The 20,836-nt window shown below is 73.6% G+C and carries 10 protein-coding genes; all 10 read left to right on the top strand.

Features of this window, described 5'->3' with window-relative positions; translation table 11 throughout:
- Window positions 1–93 precede the first annotated feature (93 nt).
- Genes AOM09_RS05030 through AOM09_RS04985 form a run of 10 tightly spaced genes read left to right on the top strand, consistent with a single transcriptional unit; the run spans window position 94 to window position 20,825 of the window.
- Complete coding sequence (locus AOM09_RS05030) at window positions 94–6,255, top strand: Ig-like domain-containing protein (protein WP_062385147.1); 6,162 nt, start codon at window positions 94–96, stop codon at window positions 6,253–6,255.
- 22 nt (window positions 6,256–6,277) lie between these two features.
- Window positions 6,278–7,252 (top strand): AAA family ATPase, encoded by a 975-nt coding sequence (locus AOM09_RS05025; protein WP_062385145.1) that lies wholly within the window; start codon window positions 6,278–6,280, stop codon window positions 7,250–7,252.
- Entirely contained in the window at window positions 7,249–8,553 is a 1,305-nt protein-coding gene (locus tag AOM09_RS05020) for a DUF58 domain-containing protein (RefSeq protein ID WP_156162245.1), read from the top strand. Before AOM09_RS05025 ends, AOM09_RS05020 begins: the two co-directional genes overlap by 4 nt.
- Window positions 8,553–9,623 (top strand): RDD family protein, encoded by a 1,071-nt coding sequence (locus tag AOM09_RS05015; protein ID WP_062385142.1) that lies wholly within the window; start codon window positions 8,553–8,555, stop codon window positions 9,621–9,623. The genes AOM09_RS05020 and AOM09_RS05015 overlap by 1 nt, the downstream gene beginning before the upstream one ends.
- Window positions 9,620–11,881: a transglutaminase-like domain-containing protein gene (locus AOM09_RS05010; RefSeq protein ID WP_062385139.1), complete on the top strand. Its 2,262-nt coding sequence runs from the start codon at window positions 9,620–9,622 to the stop codon at window positions 11,879–11,881. The genes AOM09_RS05015 and AOM09_RS05010 overlap by 4 nt, the downstream gene beginning before the upstream one ends.
- Entirely contained in the window at window positions 11,878–12,690 is an 813-nt protein-coding gene (locus AOM09_RS05005; RefSeq protein ID WP_062385137.1) for a PP2C family protein-serine/threonine phosphatase, read from the top strand. The genes AOM09_RS05010 and AOM09_RS05005 overlap by 4 nt, the downstream gene beginning before the upstream one ends.
- The gene (locus AOM09_RS05000; RefSeq protein ID WP_156162244.1) at window positions 12,677–14,059 is read left to right on the top strand and encodes an FHA domain-containing protein; all 1,383 of its coding nucleotides are present in this window, start codon (window positions 12,677–12,679) and stop codon (window positions 14,057–14,059) included. Before AOM09_RS05005 ends, AOM09_RS05000 begins: the two co-directional genes overlap by 14 nt.
- Window positions 14,056–15,666 (top strand): serine/threonine-protein kinase, encoded by a 1,611-nt coding sequence (locus tag AOM09_RS04995; RefSeq protein WP_062385133.1) that lies wholly within the window; start codon window positions 14,056–14,058, stop codon window positions 15,664–15,666. The genes AOM09_RS05000 and AOM09_RS04995 overlap by 4 nt, the downstream gene beginning before the upstream one ends.
- The gene (locus AOM09_RS04990; protein ID WP_174452911.1) at window positions 15,663–16,409 is read left to right on the top strand and encodes an FHA domain-containing protein; all 747 of its coding nucleotides are present in this window, start codon (window positions 15,663–15,665) and stop codon (window positions 16,407–16,409) included. The genes AOM09_RS04995 and AOM09_RS04990 overlap by 4 nt, the downstream gene beginning before the upstream one ends.
- Before the next feature lie 3 nt (window positions 16,410–16,412).
- Window positions 16,413–20,825 (top strand): type VII secretion EssC family protein, encoded by a 4,413-nt coding sequence (locus AOM09_RS04985; protein ID WP_062385129.1) that lies wholly within the window; start codon window positions 16,413–16,415, stop codon window positions 20,823–20,825.
- Window positions 20,826–20,836 lie beyond the last annotated feature (11 nt).

Here is a 20,836-nt window from a genome sequence, read left to right as displayed (position 1 = left end):
CCACCCCGGCATGGGGAGCGCTGCCCATCGCCTCCGCCGTGGGCCGCGCCTAGCGTCACGGGTGGCTGCTGAGGGAACGACTGAGGGGGATGCATGCGAGCGTGGGGGACCACTCCTGGGCGCGGTCGCGCGACCGGCGTCATCGCCGCGGTCCTCGCCCTCGGCCTCGTGGTCGGCGTCGCGGTGGTCTACGACGGCGTGCCCGCGCAGGAGCTCGAGCTCAACGACGCGGGCATCTGGGTGACCAACGACCATGACTCGCTGCTGGGACGCGTCAACGAGGAGTCACGCGTCATCGATGCGGCCCTCGCGCAGAGTTCGGGAGGGCTGGACGTCCTCCAGGAGGGCGCGATGGTCCTCGCGCACAGCATCGGCTCCCACACGCTGTCCCTGGTCGACCCCGCCACCGTGACCGCCACGGGCACCGCGGCGCTGCCGCTCGCCTCCGACGTGTCGCTCGGCGGCGGCCGGCTGTCGGTCCTCGATGCCGAGTCGGGTTCGCTGTGGGTGATGGCCGCCGATGCGGTCGCGACCTTCGACGCCGAGTCCTCCACGCCCGCGGTGACGCTCGGGGACGGCGCCGTCGCTGTGGCGTCGCAGTCCGGAGTGGTCTACGGCGCCTCGGCCGAGCTCGGCGTGGTGCGGATCGACCAGGGCGATGCGGAGTCGCCCGAGCCCTCCGTGACACCGCAGCCACGCGCGTCCTCCCCCGACGGTGCGGCGGCGCTAGGTGCCAGGCTCGCCGCCACCACGGTCGGCGACACGCTGGTGATCCTCGACGTGGAGGCGGGCACGCTCACGCTCCCGGAGGGCGCGGTCGAGGTCGACGATCCCGAGACGACCGTGCTCCAGCAGCCCGGACCGGACGCCGACGCGGTGGTCTACGCCGACTCCTCGGGCCTGGTGAGCCAGCCGCTCGACGGCTCGCCCGCGACACGCGTGTCTCTCGGCGACGCGTCCGGCGTCGCAGCCGCGCCGGCCGTGCTGGGCGACTGCGCCTACGGCGCATGGGGCGCGGCGAACCTCTTCGTCCGCGACTGCGGGGACGATGCGGCCGACACCGGCGCGGTCGAGATCCCGGGCGCGCCGGCCGACTCGGCCTATGCGTTCCGGGTCAACCGCGACCTGATCCGCCTCAACGACCTGCCCTCGGGCACCACGTGGACGGCGGCGTCCGACCTCGAGATCGTCGACAACTGGGACGACTTCGCCGGCACGGAGGACCAGAAGGAGAAGGACCCCGACACCGAGGAGATCACGCCGCTCATCGAGGACCGGGACCCGAAGAACACGCCTCCCGTTGCGAACGACGACGAGTTCGGCGCGCGCGTGGGCCGCACCACCATCCTGCCGATCCTGGACAACGACTACGACCGCGACGCCGACGTCCTCACGGCGTCGATCGTCGACACCGCGGGTGCGAAGGGCCTGGTGATCCAGCCCATCCGCGACGGGGCCGCGGTCCAGGTCACGGTGCCGGAGGGCGCGTCGGGGCATGCCACCTTCAGCTACCGCGTCGAGGACGGGCGTGGCGGCACCGACGAGGCCGTGGTCGATGTGCGCCTCGCGACCGCCGACGAGAACAGCGCGCCCGTGCAGCGCGCGCAGAAGACGCCGTCCTTCACCGTCGAGGTCGACGGCACGTTCACCTACAACGTGCTGCCCGCGTGGATCGACCCCGAGGGTGACACCATCTACCTCGAGAGCGCGACGGTCGAGAACGGCGACACGGTCGAGTTCGCGGGCGACGGCACCGTCACCTATCGCGCGACCTCGGGCCGCACGGGCCGCACGTCCGTCGCGATCGAGGTGAGCGACGGCGTCGAGAGCGCGCCGGGTCGCATCGACGTCACCGTCGTGGAGTCCGGCACGGGCGACATCGTCACCAACGCCGACCAGGTCACCACCCATGCGGGGGAGGCCGTGGTGGTGCGCCCGCTCGAGAACGACTACTCGCCATCAGGGGAGCCGCTGAGGCTCGCGAGCCTCGACACCACGGAGGCCGCCGGCGCGAGCGTCGAGCCGCATTACGACTCCGGCTACTTCACATTCGAGGCCGACCGCGCCGGGACGTACTACGTGCTCTACGGCGCGGTGCTCGGCCAGCGCGAGCCCGCCCAGGGCATCGTCCGCATCGACGTGCTCGCCGACGAGAAGGTGACCGAGCCGCCCATCGCCGTGCAGGACACTGCGCTGGTCCCCGCGGGCGGATCGGTGCTCGCCGACGTGCTCGCGAACGACTCCGACCCGGGCGGCGGGGTGCTGGTCCTGCAGTCCGTCACCGTGCCCGACGGTGCCGGCATCTCGGTCGCCGTGCTCGAGCATCGCATCCTGCGCGTCACCAACGTCACCGGCATCACCACGCCCGTGACCGTGCGCTACCGGGTGTCCAACGGCGCCTACCAGTCCGAGGGTGAGCTGGTGGTGATCCCGGTGCCTGCCGACGCGCGCAGCCGTGCGCCCCTGGCCAGGGATGACGATGCGGTGGTGCGCGCGGGCGACGTGGTCACCGTCGACGTGCTCGACAACGACACGCATCCCGACGGGTTCGCGTTCGGGCTCGACGCCGAGGCGCCGCTACCCAACCTCAAGGCGGAGAACGACCCGAGGAAGGGCGAGGCCTTCGTCTCGGGCGATGCCGTCCGCTTCGTCGCCGCGGCCGGCGCCAGCGGCACGCAGACGGTGACCTACCAGGTGACGGACACCAATGGGCAGAAGGCGACCGCGCGGGTCACCCTCAAGATCGTGGCGAAGGACGCGGAGAACACCGCACCGCGCCCGGCCGCCGTGGTGGCCCGCACCATCGCGGGCACCACCGTGCGGATCCCGATCGAGCTCGACGGTGCCGACCCCGACGGCGACACCGTCACGCTGTCCGGGATCGACGAGGCGCCCGCCAAGGGACGCATCGTCGAGGTGGGCCAGAGCTGGCTTACGTACGAGGCGTACCCCACCTCGGTGGGCGGCGACTCCTTCACGTACGTGGTGCGCGACACGCGCGGGCTCGAGGGCACCGCGACCGTGCGCGTGGGCATCGCTCCTCAGGAGGAGGCGAACCAGCCGCCCGTCGCGGTGGCCGACGACGTGCGGATCCGCCCCGGCGGCACCGTTGCCGTGAGCGCGCTCGCCAACGACTCGGACCCCGACGGTCACGCGCTGTCGCTGGTCGACGGCTCGCTCATCGCGAGCGAGGGCCTGGAGGCCGAGGTCGACGGCTCCCGCATCGTCATCACCGCGGGAGACCCCGGCACGGGCACAGTGCAGTACGCGATCCGCGACGAGCTCGGCTCGAGCGCGTTCGGCGTGGTGCGCGTCACGGTCGACCCCGCCGCGCCGCTCGCGCGGCCGATCGCGCGGGACGACCGCGTCACCTTCGAGGAAATCACCGGCGTCGAGACGGTCGACGTCGCGGTGCTCGCCAACGACGACGACCCGGACGGCGTGCTCGCGGGGCTCGCCATCGACGTCGATCCGCTCGCCGGCACGGTCAACGACGACGGCACCGTCACGGTGACGCCGGGAGAGCAGGGCCAGGTGATCCGGTACACCGTCACCGACCCCGACGGGCTCTCCGACTCGGCCTTCATCCTGGTGCCCGGCGCGGGCGACGGGCGTCCCACGCTCAAGCAGGGCGCCGGCATCGAGATCCTGAGCGGCGACTCCATCACGGTGCGGCTGGGCGACCTGGTCGCGACCTCGAACGGGCGCCCGGCGATCCTCACGGCAGCCGAACGCGTGCGGGCGAGCTTCGGCGACGGCAGCCCGCTGGTGGTCGACGAGCGCACGCTCACCTACACGTCGAAGGACGGCTACTACGGCCCCGACGCGCTGACCTTCGAGGTGACCGACGGCGCGACGGTGGACGACCCGTCCGGACGGGTCTCGCGGCTCACCGTCCCCATCACCGTGCTGCCGCGGGACAACGTGCCGCCCACGCTGGTCGGGGCGACCCTTCAGCTGGGCCAGGGCGAGGACGCGGCGTCGCTGCCGCTCGCGCCGCTCGCACGCGACGCCAACCCCGAGGATGCCGATGTGCTGAGCTTCGCGCTGGGCGAGGGCGTGCCGCGTGGCGTCGAGGCGGCGGTGACCGACGGCGTGCTGACGGTGACCGCGCCGGGCGCGGTCAAGGGCGATGTGTTCGAGATCCCGGTCACCGTGACGGACGGGCGCTCCGCGCCGGTCGGCGCCGTGGTGACCGCGAGCGTGGTCGCCTCCGCGCGTCCGCTCGCTGCCACCGTCGACGACGCGGTGGCCGATGCGGTGGCGGGCAAGCCCGTGACCGTGCACCCGCTCGACGGCGACTTCAACCCGTTCGCGGACAAGGGTCCCCTCACGCTCATCTCCGCCGCGGTCGAGTCCGGTGACGCCGCGTACCCCGTGATCGACGGCGACACCGTCACCATCACGCCGACGGCCGACACCTACGGCACCGTGGTGGTGAAGTACGCGGTCCAGGACTACACGGAGGACCCCACGCGCATCGTCGAGGGCCGCATCCGCGTGACGGTCGCGGCGCGTCCCGACGCGCCGTCGCGGCCGCGCATCGTCGCGGTCGGCGACTCGGAGGTGACGCTCGAGTGGGACGCCCCCGACAGCCGAGGCTCGGCGATCACGGGGTACACCGTGTACGCCTCGGACGGCAGCAGCAAGACTGCGGATGCCGGCCTGCTGACGTACACCGGCCTGGACAACGCGACGTCCTACACGTTCCAGGTCTCGGCGGCCAACGCGAAGGGCGAGTCGGACCGTTCCGCGGCGTCCGAGTCGGCGACCCCGGACATCGTCCCCGAGCAGCCCGGCGCGCCGACGCTCGCCTTCGGCGACGGCGAGGTCGCGGTGACGTGGGCCGCGCCCGGCAACCGCGGCAGCGCGCTCGAGGGCTACACGCTCGAGGTGTCGCCTGCGACCGTCGCGCCCGTGCAGGCGAAGGCGGGCGCGACCAGCGCCGTGATCGACGCGCTCGAGAACGGCGTCGCCTACCAGGTGCGGCTGCTCGCGACCAACGAGGCCGGCGACTCCGCGTGGAGCGAGTACTCGGCGTCGGAAGTGCCTGCGGGCGCGCCCTTCGCCGCCGCGGCCCCGAGCGCGGCGCTGCTCGAGCAGGTGGGGGAGCGGCGGCAGGTCGAGGTGACGTGGAGCGAGGCGGACGGCAACGGCGATCCGGTGTCGAGCTACGACCTCAACGTCTACCAGGGCGCCACGCTGGTGAAGTCCACCGTGGTCGAGGGCGGAGCGACCTCCGCGATCATCGAGGTCGAGACCTCGGAGTCCCTGTACTCCTTCGCGGTGGTGGGCCACAACAAGGCTCCCGAGGCGGGCGCCGAGTCCGCGCAGTCGGCGGCCCTGCAGGTGGTCAACCCGCCGGGGGCTCCCCTGTCCGTGACGGCGACCACGCCGGCCTCCGACGGGAAGATCACCGTGGCGTACACGCCGGGACCGCGCAACGGCGCCACCGTCGACCAGGTCTCCTACCAGTACGAGCTCAACGGCAACGGTGCGTGGACCGCGATGCCTGCGGGCGGCGTCATCGGGCCGCTCACGGCCGGCACCAGCTACACCGTCGCCGTGCGCGCGGTCTCCGTGGTCGCCGGCGTGACGTACACCGGGCCGGCCTCGACGCCGTCCTTGGCGGCGGTGCCCTACACGCCGATCGGCACCGCGACCATCACGGCGACGCCGGGCACCAACACGGTGACGTTCCGCGTGACGGCGCCGAGCCCGACCAACGGCCGTGCGATCACCTCGATCGCGGTCTGCACCACCAAGTCGACCTCGACCTCGTGCACGCCGGCGACCGTGTCGGGCTTCACCAGCGGCTCCAAGGACATCGCCGTCACCGGCCTGAGCGACGGCCAGAGCGCCGCGATCAAGGTGGTGGTGACCGCCACGGAGTCCTCAAACACGAGCACGGCGACCAAGACGTCCGCCGCGGTGGACCCGCCGGACCCGACGGCGACGCTGAAGAAGTCCTCGAACCGGACCTCGACCTCGACGTGCAGCTACTACGGCGGAGGGGGCTGCTACTTCATGAGCGTCACCACGCAGGACTTCCCCGCGGGCACGTACACGTACGCGTGCTTCGAGAACGGGGTCCAGTTCACGGACGCGTCGAACAACCCGCTCACGTTCTCGATGAGCTTCCCCGCCAACGGCACCGTGCAGACGGTCTGCTACGCGGGGCTCGCGCGGACCTACTCGGTGAAGATCTACGGAGTCGACGGCAGCACCGTCACCACGCCAGGAGTGGCCTGGTGACGCGGACAGAGAGGCAGCACCCATGACCATGACCCCCGAGCAGGCGACCTGGTTCGCCGAGACCTTCGGCAAGTTCGTCGACAACGTCGGCCACGCCGTGCTGGGCAAGCAGGACGTGATCCGGCTGGTGCTCACGGCGATGTTCGCGGAGGGCCACGTCCTCCTCGAGGACGCGCCCGGCACGGGCAAGACCAGCCTCGCCCGCGCGCTCGCCGCGACCATCGACGGCAGCTCCAACCGCATCCAGTTCACCCCGGACCTGCTGCCGTCCGACGTCACGGGCGTCACCATCTGGGACGAGCACGCGCGGCGCTTCGAGTTCCATCGAGGGCCGATCTTCGCGTCGATCGTACTGGCCGACGAGATCAACCGCGCGTCGCCCAAGACGCAGTCCGCGCTGCTCGAGGTGATGGAGGAGTCGAAGGTCACCATCGACGGCACCACCCACGAGGCGGGCCGCCCGTTCCTCGTGATCGCGACCCAGAACCCGATCGAGCAGGCCGGCACCTACCGCCTTCCCGAGGCCCAGCTGGACCGCTTCCTCATCAAGACGTCGATCGGCTACCCCGACCTCGCGGCGGCCACCGAGATCCTCGGCGGCTCGGCGGTGCGCAACTCCGCGACGCGCGTGAGCGCGATCGCGACCTCGCACGCGGTCGCGGACATGGCGGACCTCGCGGCGACGGTCTACACGGACCCCGCGGTGCTGCGCTACACCGCCCAGCTGTCCGAGGAGACGCGCAACGCGTCCGAGACGCGCCTGGGAGTGTCGGTGCGCGGCGCGCTCGCGATGATCCGCGCCGCGAAGGTATGGGCGGCCGCGCAGGGCCGCAACTTCGTGTCGCCGGACGACATCAAGCAGCTCGCCGAGCCCGTGTGGGCGCACCGCCTGGTGCTCGACCCCGAGGCGGAGTTCGGCGGCGCCACCGCCGTGGGCGTGCTCGGCAAGGTCCTCGCGGATGTCGCCGCGCCGCAGACGCGGGCCGCGGTGGCATGAGCGTGACGGAGCAGGCGCGCGCCGCGGACCGGGCGGGAGGCGCCCCCGCGCATCGTGCCCGGCTCGCGATCTTGCGCGCGCTCGCTCCGCTGATGCGCTGGTGGGATGAGGGCCTGGGCGAGCTGCTGGCCGAGCCGTGGGCACAGGCGCGCGCGCTCGCGCGCATCCCCAGCTGGGTCGCGTGGAGCCTGGTGGGCGGGGGAGCGGCGCTCGTCGCCGTCGCGATCCGCTGGGACTGGAGCGAGGTCGCCGCGATGGGCCTCGCCGCGATCCTGCTGGTCGCCGTCGCCACGCCGTTCCTCGCGGGCGGCATGGGGCACGCCGCGCGGCTCGACCTCTCGCGCGATCGCGTGGTGGTGGGCGAGCGCGCGGTCGGCGCGATCGAGGTGGTGAACCCGGCCTCGCGCGCCGTGGGCGCCCTGCGCGTCGAGCTCCAGGTGGGCAAGGGCGTCGCCGAGTTCGCCGTGCCCCGTCTGGGCGCCGGCGAGACCCACGAGGACCTCTTCACCATCCCCACGCATCGTCGCGCGGTGCTGTCCGTCGGACCACTGCGCGCGTTGCGCGGCGACCCGCTCGGCCTGCTCGCGCGCCAGGTCGAGTGGGTGCCGCGGCAGGACCTCTACGTCCACCCGCGCACCGTCACCCTCGACGCTTCCGCGAAGGGCCTGCTCCAGGACCTCGAGGGGCTGCCCACGCGCGACCTGTCGAGCGCGGACATCTCCTTCCATGCGCTGCGCGAGTACGTCCCGGGCGACGATCGCCGCTACGTCCACTGGCGCTCGTCCGCCCGCACCGGTCGCCTCATGGTCCGCCAGTTCGAGGAGACCCGCCGGACCCAGCTCGCCGTGGCGCTCAGCTCGAACGAGGAGGAGTACCGCGCGGAGGAGGACTTCGAACTCGCCATCTCCTGTGCCGCCTCGATCGCGGTGCAGGCGCTGCGCGAGGAGCGACAGGTCGCCGTGATGCTGCAGGACCGGTCCGTGCCGTCGCGCTCGGGACGCTCCGTTCTCGACGGGCTCACCGAGGTGGGCCCCACCCCGCTGCGGCGCGGCACGCTCGTCGACCTCGCGCTGCGGACCGGCAACGCCGTGCCCGGCGCCTCGGTCGCGGTGCTGATCTCGGGACCGCACGCGACCCCGGCGGACATCGCCCGCGCCGCCGCGCACATGCCCGTCGCCGCCCAGACCATCGCGCTCGTGTGCGAGGCGGGTGCGACGCTCACGCGCCACACGATCGGCGACGTGGCGGTGCTCACCATCGGAGACCTGTCGGACCTTGCTCCGGCGCTGAGGAGGCTGTGATGACCCTGGTTCCGACGACGGCGGGGAAGCGCCTGGGCGCCTACCTGCTCGACGCTCTCGTGGTGTGGGCGATGGCGCTCGTGCCGTTCGCGATCGTGTTCGCCGTGCTCGCGAACGCCTCCGACGTGGGCGCCGCGACGGCGGCGACGGTGTTCCTGTGGATCCTGTCGCTCGCGATCCCGCTCGCGTACATGTCCTCGAAGGGCACCGCGAAGGGCTCGGTCGGCCACCGCAAGATGGGGCTCACGGTGGTCGACACGGCCACGGGGCTGCCCCTCGGTCGCGGTCGCGCCGTGGGGCGGTGGATCCTGCTCGGGCTGATCCCCTTCGCACCGCTGTCCGTGCTGTCCTCGAGCGGCCGTGGCTGGCACGATCAGATCGTCGGATCGACCGTGGTCGACGTCGCCGCCTCGGTCCTCCCTGGGGACGATGCGCCGGAGCCGGCATCGCTCGCGGCGCCGGTCCCCGCGCCCATCACCGCGGTCCAGATCGATGCGGCAGCCGTCGAGACGGCGCCCGCGGCGGAGCCGGAGGCGGCACCCGCGCCGTCGCCCGCCCCCGCGCCGGTCCCGGTGGCCGTGCCCATCGCCGCGGCGCCCGTGGCAGCCGCGTCCGTCATCACCTCGGTGCCCGGCTTCGCCTCGCACGCGGCGGAGCCCGCGCCGGTCGTCGCGCACACGGGCGTGGCGGATGAGGACGACGACCTCGACGCCACCCGCATGTCCGCGCCCGCCGCGACTATGGTCAACGCGGCGGTCGTGGTCTGGGACGACGGCACGCGAGTCCCGCTGGAGGGCCCCGTGCGCTTCGGCCGCAACCCCGATCCGGAGCCGGGCGTGAGCGCCGTCGCGGTCGCTGACGGCACGCGCTCGCTGTCGAAGACGCACCTCGAGCTCGTCCTGGAGTCGGGCACCGTGACGGTGCGCGACCTGCACTCGACGAACGGCACGCTGGTGCGCCACGCCTCGGGAGCGGAGGAGCGCGTGGCGCCGGGGATCGCGGTACGTCTGGCGCCGGGCGACGAGGTGGTGATGGGCGACCGTCGCCTGCGCATCGAGGGCGGACGATGACCGAGGGCCCCTCCACTGTGAGCGCCGCGACTCGTGCGCGCCTCCTCGGAGCGCTCGTCGTGCTGTTAGTCGTGGCCGTGTGGGCGTTCGCACCCACGTTCGCGGGCTGGGGATATGCGATCGCGGGAGGCGGTGGCCTCACGATCGGCCTGGCACTCGCGGTTGCGGGCGCGCGCTGGTCGTGGCCCTGGTATCTCGTGTCGCTTGTCGCGGTCGCGTCCGTCGTGATGCTCGCCGCACCGTTCGCGCTGCGAGGCGAGGCGGCGTGGGGTCTTGCCCCGAACTTCCGGACCGTGTCCGCGGCCGCGATCGGCCTGGGCACGTCCTGGAAGGACCTCGTCACCGCGGACGCCCCGGTATACGGCCAGGACAGCACGCTCCTGGTGCCCTTCGTGGCGACCGCCGTCGCCGCCCTCGCCGCGGGTTCGATCGTGCTGCGCTCGCGCCGCCCGGGCTGGGGCATCGTCCCGGTGCTCGGGCTGCTGATGCTTGCGGTCGCGTTCGGCACCTACCTGGTGAGCATGCCCGTCGCGGCGGCCGTGGTCGTCGCGATCGGGGGCTCCCTGTGGCTCGCGTGGGTCCGCCGCGCGGTGCGTCGTGCGGACGAGGCGTCCGAGGGCGACGTCGCAGCGCCGTGGACCGCGATCGTGGGCGGCGTCGCGATGGTGGCGGTCGCGGGCGCCGGCGCCATCCTTCTGCCCGGGACCGTCGCGAGCGGCGCGTCCCGCGACGTGGTGCGCAACCATGTCGAGCCGCCGTTCGACGTGCATGACTACCCCTCCCCGCTGCAGCGCTGGCGCGGTCTCATGGCGGACCCGGACTCCCCGGTGCTGCTCACGGTCGAGGGTGCCGAGGCCGGGACACGTGTCCGGCTCGCGTCGCTCGACTCGTACGACGGCACCGTGTTCGGAGTCGGCGCGACAGGAGAGGCGGGCTCAGGATCCTTCCAGTCCGCCGCGACCGCTCCGCCGGTACGGGGCACGACAACCACCGTCACCGTGACGGTCGGTGCGCTCGGTGGGATCTGGGTGCCGAGCATCGGCGCGCTGTCCCATATCGCGTTCGCCGACGACCAGGACGGCCCACGCGCGGTGTACGCGAACCGCGCGACCGGGACCCTCGCGTCGCCCGCGGGTCTCGCGGAAGGCGACGCGTACACGCTCGAGTACGTGCCGGTCGCAGGCGTGACCCTCGAGGACCTGGGCGAGGACGCGATCGAGGACGTCGCGGTTCCCGTGCCCACAAGCGTGCCGGCGTCGCTGGTCCAGACGGGCGCGAGCGTCGCTGGCGACGCGACTGGCGCGGAGCGGGTGGCGGCGCTGGCGGACTGGCTTCAGGAGACCGGCTACTTCTCGCACGGTCTCGAGGGAGAGGCAGCGTCCCTGGCCGGGCATGGCGCGCAACGGCTCGACGCCCTCATGACTGGGGAGCCGATGATGGGCGACGACGAGCAGTACGCGGCCGCTCTCGCTCTCCTGCTCCGGGCCGAGGGGATCCCCTCGCGCGTCGTCATGGGATTCGTGATGGATGATTCCGGCACGGTGGCGCTCACCGCCGACCAGCTGCACGCGTGGGTCGAGGTGCCCGTCGTGGGCTCTGGATGGGTCGCGGTCGACGCGGCGCCGGACCCGGACAAGACCGTGCCCGACGTGACGGAGCCTCCGGACCGCGATCCCGTCCCGCAGGTGCTGCAGCCTCCGCCGCCGCCCGTGCCGCCGGCCGATGTCGACGCGGACGAGGCGCGCGACCTCGACGCCGTCCAGGACAAGCCGAGCGAACTGCTCGAAACCGTCCGGTCCATCGCGGTCTTGGTGGTGGCGGGAGCAGGTAGCCTCGCGTTGCTGTTCGCACCGTTCTTGGTCATCCTTCTCGCGAAGGCGAGGCGCCGACGTCGGCGGCGGCGTGCCGACCGCCCGGCGGACGCTGTCGCGGGCGCGTGGGATGAGCTCACCGATGCGGCTGTCGACACGGGCGTCGACCTCGAGCCGGGGGCCACACGCATCGAGCATGCGCGTGCGCTCGACCCGGAAGGCGGCGTCGCGGCGGTCGCGCTGGCGCGGCGTGCCGATGCCGGGGTATTCGGCCCCGCCGACTGGTCTGCGGAGGACACCCGTGCGTACTGGGACGACGTCGACGCGTACATCAAGGCGGCGTACCGGGCGCGCGGGCCCTTCGGGCGCGTCCGGGCCCGGCTGTCGCTGCGCTCGCACGCGGCACGCCGTCGCCAGGAGCGCATGAGCGAAGGGGGCGGACGATGAGCGCGCCGGTCATCGTAGCGAGTGGGTCCGCGAGCCACACCGGCCTGCGGCGCAAGCTCAATGAAGACGCGATGCTCGCTGCAGCCCCGGTGTTCGTGGTCGCCGACGGGATGGGCGGTCATGAGGCGGGTGAGCTCGCGTCCGCCGCCGTCATCGCGTGCTTCGGGGAGCTCGCCGGACGCACCTCGATCGCCGTGGACGATGCCCGCGCGGCGCTCGCCCGCGCTCGTGCCGCCGTCGACGTGATCGCCGAGGGTGGCGGTCCCGTCGCGGGGACCACGCTCGCCCTCGCCGCGATCGCGGAGCACGCCGGCGCCGGCTACTGGCTGGTGGTCAACGTCGGGGACTCACGCACCTACCGCCTCGCGGGAGGCCGCCTCGAGCAGATCAGCGTCGACCACTCGGTGGTCCAGGAGATGGTGGACGACGGTGAGATCACCCCGGCGGAGGCGCGCACGCATCGTGACAGGAACGTGGTGACGCGGGCGATCGGGGCCGGCTCCCACTCGGAAGCGGACTTCTGGCTGCTGCCCGCGGCGACGGGCGACCGCGTGCTCGTGTGCTCGGACGGGCTTACCGGCGAGGTCGACGACGAACTCATCTCCGACGTCCTCACGAGCGAACCCGACCCTCGCGCGGCCGCCGACCGTCTCATCGGCGAGGCGCTCGCGGCCGGAGGCCGGGACAACGTGACGGTGATCGTGATCGACGCGCTCGCCGTCGAGGCCGGGTGCGTGACGACGCACGACGACGATGACGACACCGTCCCGCGCACCCCTGTCGAGGAGGCTCACGATGCATCTGTATAGCCCTGGCGCCTGGTTCGGTGTGGTCGTCGAGGACGCTGCGGTCCTCCTGCCCCCGGCGGTCGGTACCGAGACAGCGGTAGCCGTCCACGCCCGTCTCGCCGGGGGTGGAGGCTTCCCTGCGGTGATCGAGGTGCTCGCAGGTGCCGCGGGAGGGTTCTCGGCGCTGCCGGACTTCGGTTTCGCGCGCCGCGAGCCCGGCGGCATCCGCGTGGTGCTTCGGGGCGACGTCGAGGCACGCGCCGCTGACGACGCGGCCGTCGGGACCGGCGTGTCCACGTGGGCGGAGCGCGTGCTGGCCGACGCCGAGGCCGTCGAGCTGCGCGGAGGCGGGTCGAACGCAGGCGATGCACTGCCCGTCGAGTCGGCCGTGGTGATGTCCGGGTCGGTCACGTTGGGAGGCACGGCGATCGGCGCAGCACCGGTCGAGGCACGGGCCGTGGCTCCTGCTGACGCTCCGGTGGTGGTCCCCGCGGATCCCGAGCCGATCACCGTTCCTGCGCTGGCGGCTGCCCTCGAGCCGGCCACCGCCGACGAGCACGCGACGCTCGCCCCCGAGGCGACGCTGTGGCACGGCGACGACGAGGACGATGACCTCGGCGCGACGCGTGCCGTCGCGTCCATGGTGCCGCCGCCCGCCGTGGTCCAGGAGCCCGCCGCCGACGAGGAGGCCACGTACGACGACCTCTTCGGCAGGACGGTGTTCCGCAGCGTGGAGGGCGCCGCGGTGCGGGAGGAGGACGAGGCCGCTGAGTCCCCCGCGCCCGACGCCTCGCCCGCGGAGCCGGCGTGCGAGCTGGAGCCCGCCCCTGCATCGTCCCTCCCGGCCCCGTCGCCCGCGGCCGCCTCGAGCGGGGGCCTCATCTCGGGGGTGCCTCTCCACCTCACGGGCGACGGCCCGCCCGCGCCGGAGCCCGCGCCGTCCGCCGCTGCCGAGGCGCCACTGGGCGATCACGACGGGCTCACGGTCTCGGTCGCGCAGCTGCGCGCCATGCAGGCGGTCTCGCGGCAGGGGGCCGCCGCGCCCGAGCGCCGCGTGCCGACCGCCCGGCTGTCGACCGGGGACGTGGTGACGCTCGACCGCTCCGCGGTGATCGGCAGACGGCCGCGCGCGGTCCGCTCGACCGGTGACGTGCCGCACCTGGTGACCGTCGACAGCCCCACGCAGGACATCTCGCGATCGCAGGTGGAGCTGCGGGTCGAGGGGCGCGCCGTGCTCGCGGTCGACCTCGCGAGCACCAATGGCACGGTACTCACGCGCGCTGGGAAGGACCCGATGCGGCTGCACCCGCAGGAGGCGACCATTCTGCTCGACGGCGATGTCCTCGAGCTCGGCGACGGCGTCACCGTGACCCTCGAGGGCCTCTCATGAGCCCGCGCCGCGCCGCATCGGCGCCGCCCGAGCTGCCGGGCTTCGAGTATCGGGCGCTGCTCGGCTCGGGAGGCTTCGCCGACGTGTTCCTCTATCAGCAGCACATGCCGCGCCGCGAGGTCGCGGTGAAGGTGCTCCTCGCCGACCGGCTCGACACCGCGGCGGCCGAGAGCTTCACGGCCGAGGCGCACGTGATGGCACAGCTGTCGAGCCACCCGGCGATCGTATCGATCTACGAGGCGGGCGTGGCGGGCGACGGTAGGCCGTACCTGGTGATGGAGAACTGCCCGCGCGCGAACATGCAGGCGCGCTACAAGCGCGAGCCGCTCGGGATCGCGGAGGCGCTGCGCGTCGGCGTCCAGGTCGCGGGAGCCGTCGAGACCGCGCATCGAGCCGGGATCCTGCACCGCGACATCAAGCCCGCCAACATCCTGGTGACCGCGTACAACCGGCCCGCGCTCACCGACTTCGGCATCGCCGGCGCGGTCGACGCGGGCGGCGACTCCCTGGGCATGTCGATCCCGTGGAGCCCGCCCGAGAGCTTCGAGGACCCGCCGGTGAGCTCGCGACGCACCGACGTCTACGCCCTGGGCGCGACCGTGTACACGCTGCTCGCGGGCCACTCGCCGTTCGAGATCCCGGGTGAGCAGTCGACGCAGATGATCGTCATGGAGCGCATCGTCTCGACGCCCGTGCCGCCGCTGCGCCGCGCCGACATCCCGGCGGCGCTCACCGCGGTGCTCGCGACCGCGATGGCGAAGCGGCCCGAGGCGCGCTACGCGACCGCGCTCGAGTTCGCCCACGCCCTCCAGCAGGTCGAGGCGCAGCTGTCCATGTCCGTGACCCAGGTCGACGTGCTCGACGACTCGATCGACCTTGGCGAGGAAGACGATGAGGAGGACGGCCGCACCCGCGTGCGCGCGGTCACCAGCATCGACCCGACGGGCCCGCCCGCGCCGCGCGACATCGTCGACACGGGCACGACGATGCCGCCGCGGCGCGCCTCGAGCTGGGGCACGATGGCGCCGCCGCCCGCTGCAGGGATTGAAGACGAGCGAGCGACCGTGATGCGGGCTTCCGCCGATGGCGGCTTCACCCGGGAGGTCCCGGGCGCGCCCGAGGTCGACGACACGATCCTCAAGACGGGCCCGGCCGCGGTCGCCGCCGAGGCCCTGGCTCCGGCGGAGGCGCCGCGCCGGTCGCGAACGATGCTCATCGCGAGCGGTGCCGGCGCCGTGGTGATCGCGGGCGGCATCGCCCTCGCGGTCGCTCTCGGCGGCGGTGAGGACCCCGGTGCGGAGGTCGATGCTGTCGAGACCATGGGCCCCGGACCGATCGACGTCATCGAGGTGTCGCAGGTGGCCGCGCCCACCGGGCTGGCCGGCACCGTCGACGGCGCGACCGCGACCTTCACGTGGACCGCCGAGGGGCTCGCGGACGGTGACCGCTTCGAGTGGCGGACGGTCGGCACCGACGCGAGCTTCGCGCCCGTCGCCGAGCCCGAGGTGTCCTTCGACGTGGACGAGTCCGGCAGCAGCTGCATCGAGGTGCGCGTGGTCGCCGGCGACGGCCGCGTCTCCGATCCCGTCGAGGGGTGCGCCTCGTGACCGACGCAGTCGAGATCGCGCTCGCGCCGGTGACGGTCGAGTTCGCGGGCGAGCGGTACGTGGTGCAGCCCGGCGAAGCCTTCGTCATCGGCCGCGAGGGAGACCTCGCGATCGACGACAACCGGTTCCTCCACCGGCACCTGCTGCGGCTCCGGGTCGTCGGGTCGCTGTGGTGGCTGGAGAACATCGGGTCGCGCCTGTCCGCGACGGTGACGGACGCATTCGGGCGTGTGCAGGCGTGGCTCGCCCCTGGCGCGCGGATCCCCCTGGTGTTCCGGGCGATGTCCGTGATCTTCACGGCCGGCTCGACCACGTACGAGCTCACCCTGCTGTCCGACGCGCCCACGTTCGACGACGCGCCGAGCCTGGTGGGCGAGGACGCCATGTCCACGCTCGGGGACGTCCTCCTGACCCCGGCGCAGCGCGTGCTCATCGTCGCGCTCGCGGAGCCGATGCTGCGGCGGGACGGGGTGTCGATGAGCGACATCCCCGCGACCGCGGCCGCCGCGGCACGGCTGGGATGGAGCCTCACCCGTTTCAACCGCAAGCTCGACAACGTGTGCGACAAGTTCACGCGCGCCGGCGTGCCGGGGCTGCATGGCGGTGTGCGCGGGCATGCGACCAACCGCCGCGCGCGCCTGGTCGAGCACGCGATCGCCGCGCGCCTCGTGACCCGCGCGGACCTGCCCCTGCTCGACGAGGAGCACGCGCGCAACGCCGCCGACCCCCTGAAGGAGTGCTGACCCATGCGTCTCAAGCTCACGTACGAGCGTGCCGGGGGCCAGCCGGTCAACGTCGCGGTGACGGCGGACGCCACCGCGTCGGTCGCGGACGTCGCCGCGGCGCTGCTCCACGCCGACCCCACGGGCGCGCGGACCGCGCAGGGCGAGGCGACGCTGCTCATCGCCGGCGCGCACGGAGGTGCTCTCGCCCCGGCGACACCGGTGCTCGAGTCGGGGCTCACGTCGGGCGCGCGCGTCCAGGTGGTCGCCCCGGGTGCCGCGGTCCCGGCGGAGGCGGCCACCGCCGCGGCGATGCTGCGCGTCCTCGCCGGCCCCGATGCCGGCCGGGAGTTCCCGCTGCGCTCCGGGACGTCGGTGGTGGGGCGCGCGCGCGAGGCCGACGTGGTGCTGTCCGACCCGCTCGTGTCGAAGCGGCACCTGCGGGTCAACGTGGGCGAGGCCGTTGAGGTGCACGACCTGGGCTCGGCGAACGGCGTGACGGTCGCGGGCGCGGGCGTGACCCGTGCGGTGGTGCAGCCGGGCGAGGAGGTCGCGCTCGGCGACACCGTCGTCGCGGTGCTGCCGCGCGCCGCCACGGCGAGCCCGGAGTCCTCGGCCGCACCCGTGGTCGATGTCATCCGGTCGCCGCGCGTGGTCGCGCGCTTCGACGGCGCAGAGGTGCCCGCGCCGCAGCCGCCCAAGATCCTCGAGGCGCAACGCTTCCCGTACCTCGCGATCGTCGCGCCCCTGGTGATGGGCCTCGTGATGTTCGCGCTGACCAAGCAGCTCATCGGCGTCATCATGATCGCGCTCAGCCCGATCCTGGTGGTCGGCGCTTGGCTCGACGCCAAGTGGACGCGGAGCCGCGGGATGCGCGCGCAGGCCGAGCAGTTCGCCGCGTCCATCTCGGCGTTCCGGGAGACGATGGCCGCGCGGCGCGAGCGCGAGCGCGAGGTGCGCCAGGCGGAGGCCCCGCCCGTGCGCGAGACCGTCGACGCGATACTCGCGCGGGGCAGCCTGCTGTGGACCCGCCGGCCCGAGCACCCGGCCTTCCTCGCGCCGCGGCTGGGCCTCGCGACCCTGCCGTCGCGCGACCACGTGGTGCTCCCCACCACCAACGACACCGCACCCGAGCATTGGCGCACCCTCACCGACCTGCGCGACGACTGCGCGCTCGTGGACAACGTGCCGCTGCTCGCCGACCTGCGCATCGACGGCTCGCTGGGGCTCGCTGGCGAACAGGAGCCGCGCGCCGCGGTCGCGCGCGGCGTGATGCTCCAGCTGCTCGGCCTGCACTCGCCGGCGGAGCTGGTGTGCGCCGCGATCGTGCCGCCCTCGCTGCGCGGCGACTGGGACTGGCTCGAATGGATGCCGCACACGGCCTCCTCGCACTCGCCGCTCCAGGGCGATCACCTCGCCGCCTCGCATCCGCGCGCCTCGGCGCTGCTCGCGCAGCTCGAGGGCCTGGTCGACTCGCGGCTCGAGGGCAAGGCCGCCCAGCCGCGCGGCCCGCTCGATCTCGGTCGTGAGCCCGAGGTCGCGCCCCCGGCGATCCCGGCCGTGGTGCTGCTCGTCGAGGCGGGCGCGCCCGTCGACCGCGCGCGGGCGACCCGCATCGCGGAGCGCGGCGCGGATGTCAACGTGCACGTGATCTGGTGCGCGCGCGCGGTCGCGGCGCTGCCAGCCGCATGCCGCATCCATCTCGACGTCTCGTCCCGCGACGGCATCGTCGCCGGCCGGGTCCGCACCGGAGGCGTGACGGGCGACGTCGCGGTCGAGGGGGTCGACGCCGCGACGGCCGATGCGGTGGCACGCGCGCTCGCCGCGGCCGTCGACGCGGGCGTGCCCGAGTCCGACGAGTCGGACCTCCCGCGTACCGTGTCCCTCATCGACATCGGCGGCGCCGAGGCGCTGCTCGAGGTCGAGGCGGTGCAAGAGCGCTGGCGGCTCGCGGACCCCACCGCCACGCTGCCCGACGGCTCCCGCCGCAAGGCCGCCGGCAACCTGCGCGCCGTGGTCGGACACGGCGGCGGCGGCCCGCTGGTGCTCGACCTCAAGGAGGAGGGACCCCACGCGCTCGTCGGCGGCACCACTGGCTCCGGCAAGTCCGAGTTCCTCCAGTCGTGGGTGCTCGGCATCGCCGCCGCTCACTCGCCCGAGCGGGTGACGTTCCTGTTCGTCGACTACAAGGGCGGCGCTGCCTTCGCGGACTGCGTCAAGCTGCCGCACTCGGTCGGGCTGGTCACCGACCTGTCGCCCCATCTGGTGCGACGCGCCCTCACGTCGCTGCGCGCCGAGCTGCGCTACCGGGAGCACCTCTTGCAGGCGCGCCGCGCGAAGGACCTCGACGAGCTCCTCAAGCGCGGCGACACCGATGCGCCGCCCCGCCTCGTCATCGTGGTCGATGAGTTCGCGGCGCTGGTCAACGAGGTGCCCGAGTTCGTCGACGGCGTGGTCGACGTCGCGCAGCGCGGTCGCTCGCTGGGTCTCCACCTCATCCTCGCGACGCAGCGCCCCGCGGGCGTGATCAAGGACAACCTGCGCGCGAACACCAACCTGCGCGTCGCGCTGAGGATGGCCGACACCGAGGACTCCAACGATGTGCTGGGCGACCCGGTCGCGGCGCACTTCGACCCGGGCATTCCCGGTCGGGGAGTGGTGAAGAAGGGCCCGGGGCGCCTCACCGCCTTCCAGTCGGCGTACGCCGGCGGTCACACCGGCGACGAGGTCCCTCCGCCGCGGATCGAGGTCGAGGAGCTCGCATTCGGCTCAGGTGCGGCGTGGGACGTCCCCGAGCCGCCCGCGGTCACGGTGCCCGACAACACGCCGACCGATCTCGCGCGCGTGGTGCACACCCTGCAGGAGTCCGCGCACCACGCGGGGATCCCGGAGCCGCGCAAGCCGTGGATGCCCGAGCTCGCCCAGGTGTACGACCTTGCGAAGCTGCCGAGCCCGCGCACCGACCAGAGGCTGGTGCTCGGCGTGATTGACGACCCGCAGGCGCAGGCGCAGCCCACGGTGTTCTACGAGCCCGACGAGGTGGGCAACCTCGCGCTCCTCGGCGCCGGCGGATCGGGCAAGTCGACGGCGCTGCGCACCCTTGCGGTGTCCGGCGGGCTCACCGCGCGAGGCGGTCCGGTGCAGGTGTACGGCCTCGATTTCGGCGGCGGTGCGCTGCGCATGCTCGAAGTCCTCCCGCATGTCGGCGCGATCATCAGCGGCGACGACGGCGAGCGCGTGGTGCGCCTCCTGCGCATGCTGCGCGGCGTCGTCGACGAGCGCGCGGCGCGCTACTCTGCGCTGGCCGCCGCGACGGTGAGCGAGTACCGGGCGGCCGCGAACCGGCCCGACGAGCCGCGCATCGTCCTCCTGGTCGACGGCATGAACGCGTTCCGCGACGCGTACGAGTTCTCCGGCGACGCCGCATGGTTCGGGGTCTTCTCGCAGCTCGCGGTCGACGGCCGCCAGGTGGGAGTCCACGTGGTGGTGACCGGCGACCGGCCCGGCTCGATCCCCACGGCGCTCGGGTCGACGTTCCAGCAGCGCGTGGTGCTGCGCTGCGCGACCCCGGACGACTACGTGATGCTCGGCGTGCCCAAGGACGTCCTCGACGGCGACTCGGCCCCCGGGCGCGCGATCCTCGGCGATGGCGAGATGCAGGTCGCGGTGTTCGGCGGGCAGGCCTCGATGGCGGCGCAGGCGCACGAGCTCACGCGCCTCGCGGGGGCGATGCGCCGCCAGGGGGTGGCCGAGGCGCCGCCCATCGCGCGCATGCCCGAGGAGGTCCCGCTCGAAACCCTTCCCGCCGAGCTGGACGGCCTCCCGGCCATCGGCCTGCTCGACGAGACCCTCGCGCCGGCCGCGATGCGCGCGAGCGGGCTCTTCATGGTGACGGGGGCGCCGGCCTCGGGCCGCACGTCGGCGCTCGTCGCCATCGGGCGCGCGGTCAAGCGCGCGCGGGAGGGGACGTACGTCGCGGTCCTCGCGCCACGACGCTCGGCGCTCACCGCGGCCGGAGGGTGGGACGATGCGGCGGATACACCTGCGGCGGCAGCCGAGCTGATGGGCAGGCTGCAGTCCCATGTCGGGTCCGGGCGCCTCGCGCCTGGGCAGTTGACGATCCTCATCGAGAACGCGGGCGACTTCGCCGGCACGGAGGCGGAGGCGCCGCTCGCCGAGCTGGCCAAAGCCGCCGCGCGCGCCGACCAGCTGGTGGTGGGCGAGGCGGAGAGCTCCGCGTGGAAGCAGTCCTACGCGCTTGCGCAGCTGTTCCAGTCGGCGAGGAGGGGGCTCGTGCTCGCGCCCGGCGACATGGATGGCGACATGCACTTCTCGACCCCGCTCGGTCGCGTGCGCCGCGCCGACTTCCCCCCGGGCCGCGGCTTCCTCGTCGAGGCCGGCCGTGCGCGCAAGGTCCAGATCGCGTGGGCCCTGTGATGGGGATCGCT

Source organism: Demequina iriomotensis (genome assembly GCF_000971395.1).
In the GTDB taxonomy this organism is placed as follows: Bacteria; Actinomycetota; Actinomycetes; order Actinomycetales; family Demequinaceae; genus Demequina; species Demequina iriomotensis.
Note: the sequence above shows the minus strand (reverse complement) of the source record. Positions and strands in the feature narration are given on the sequence as shown.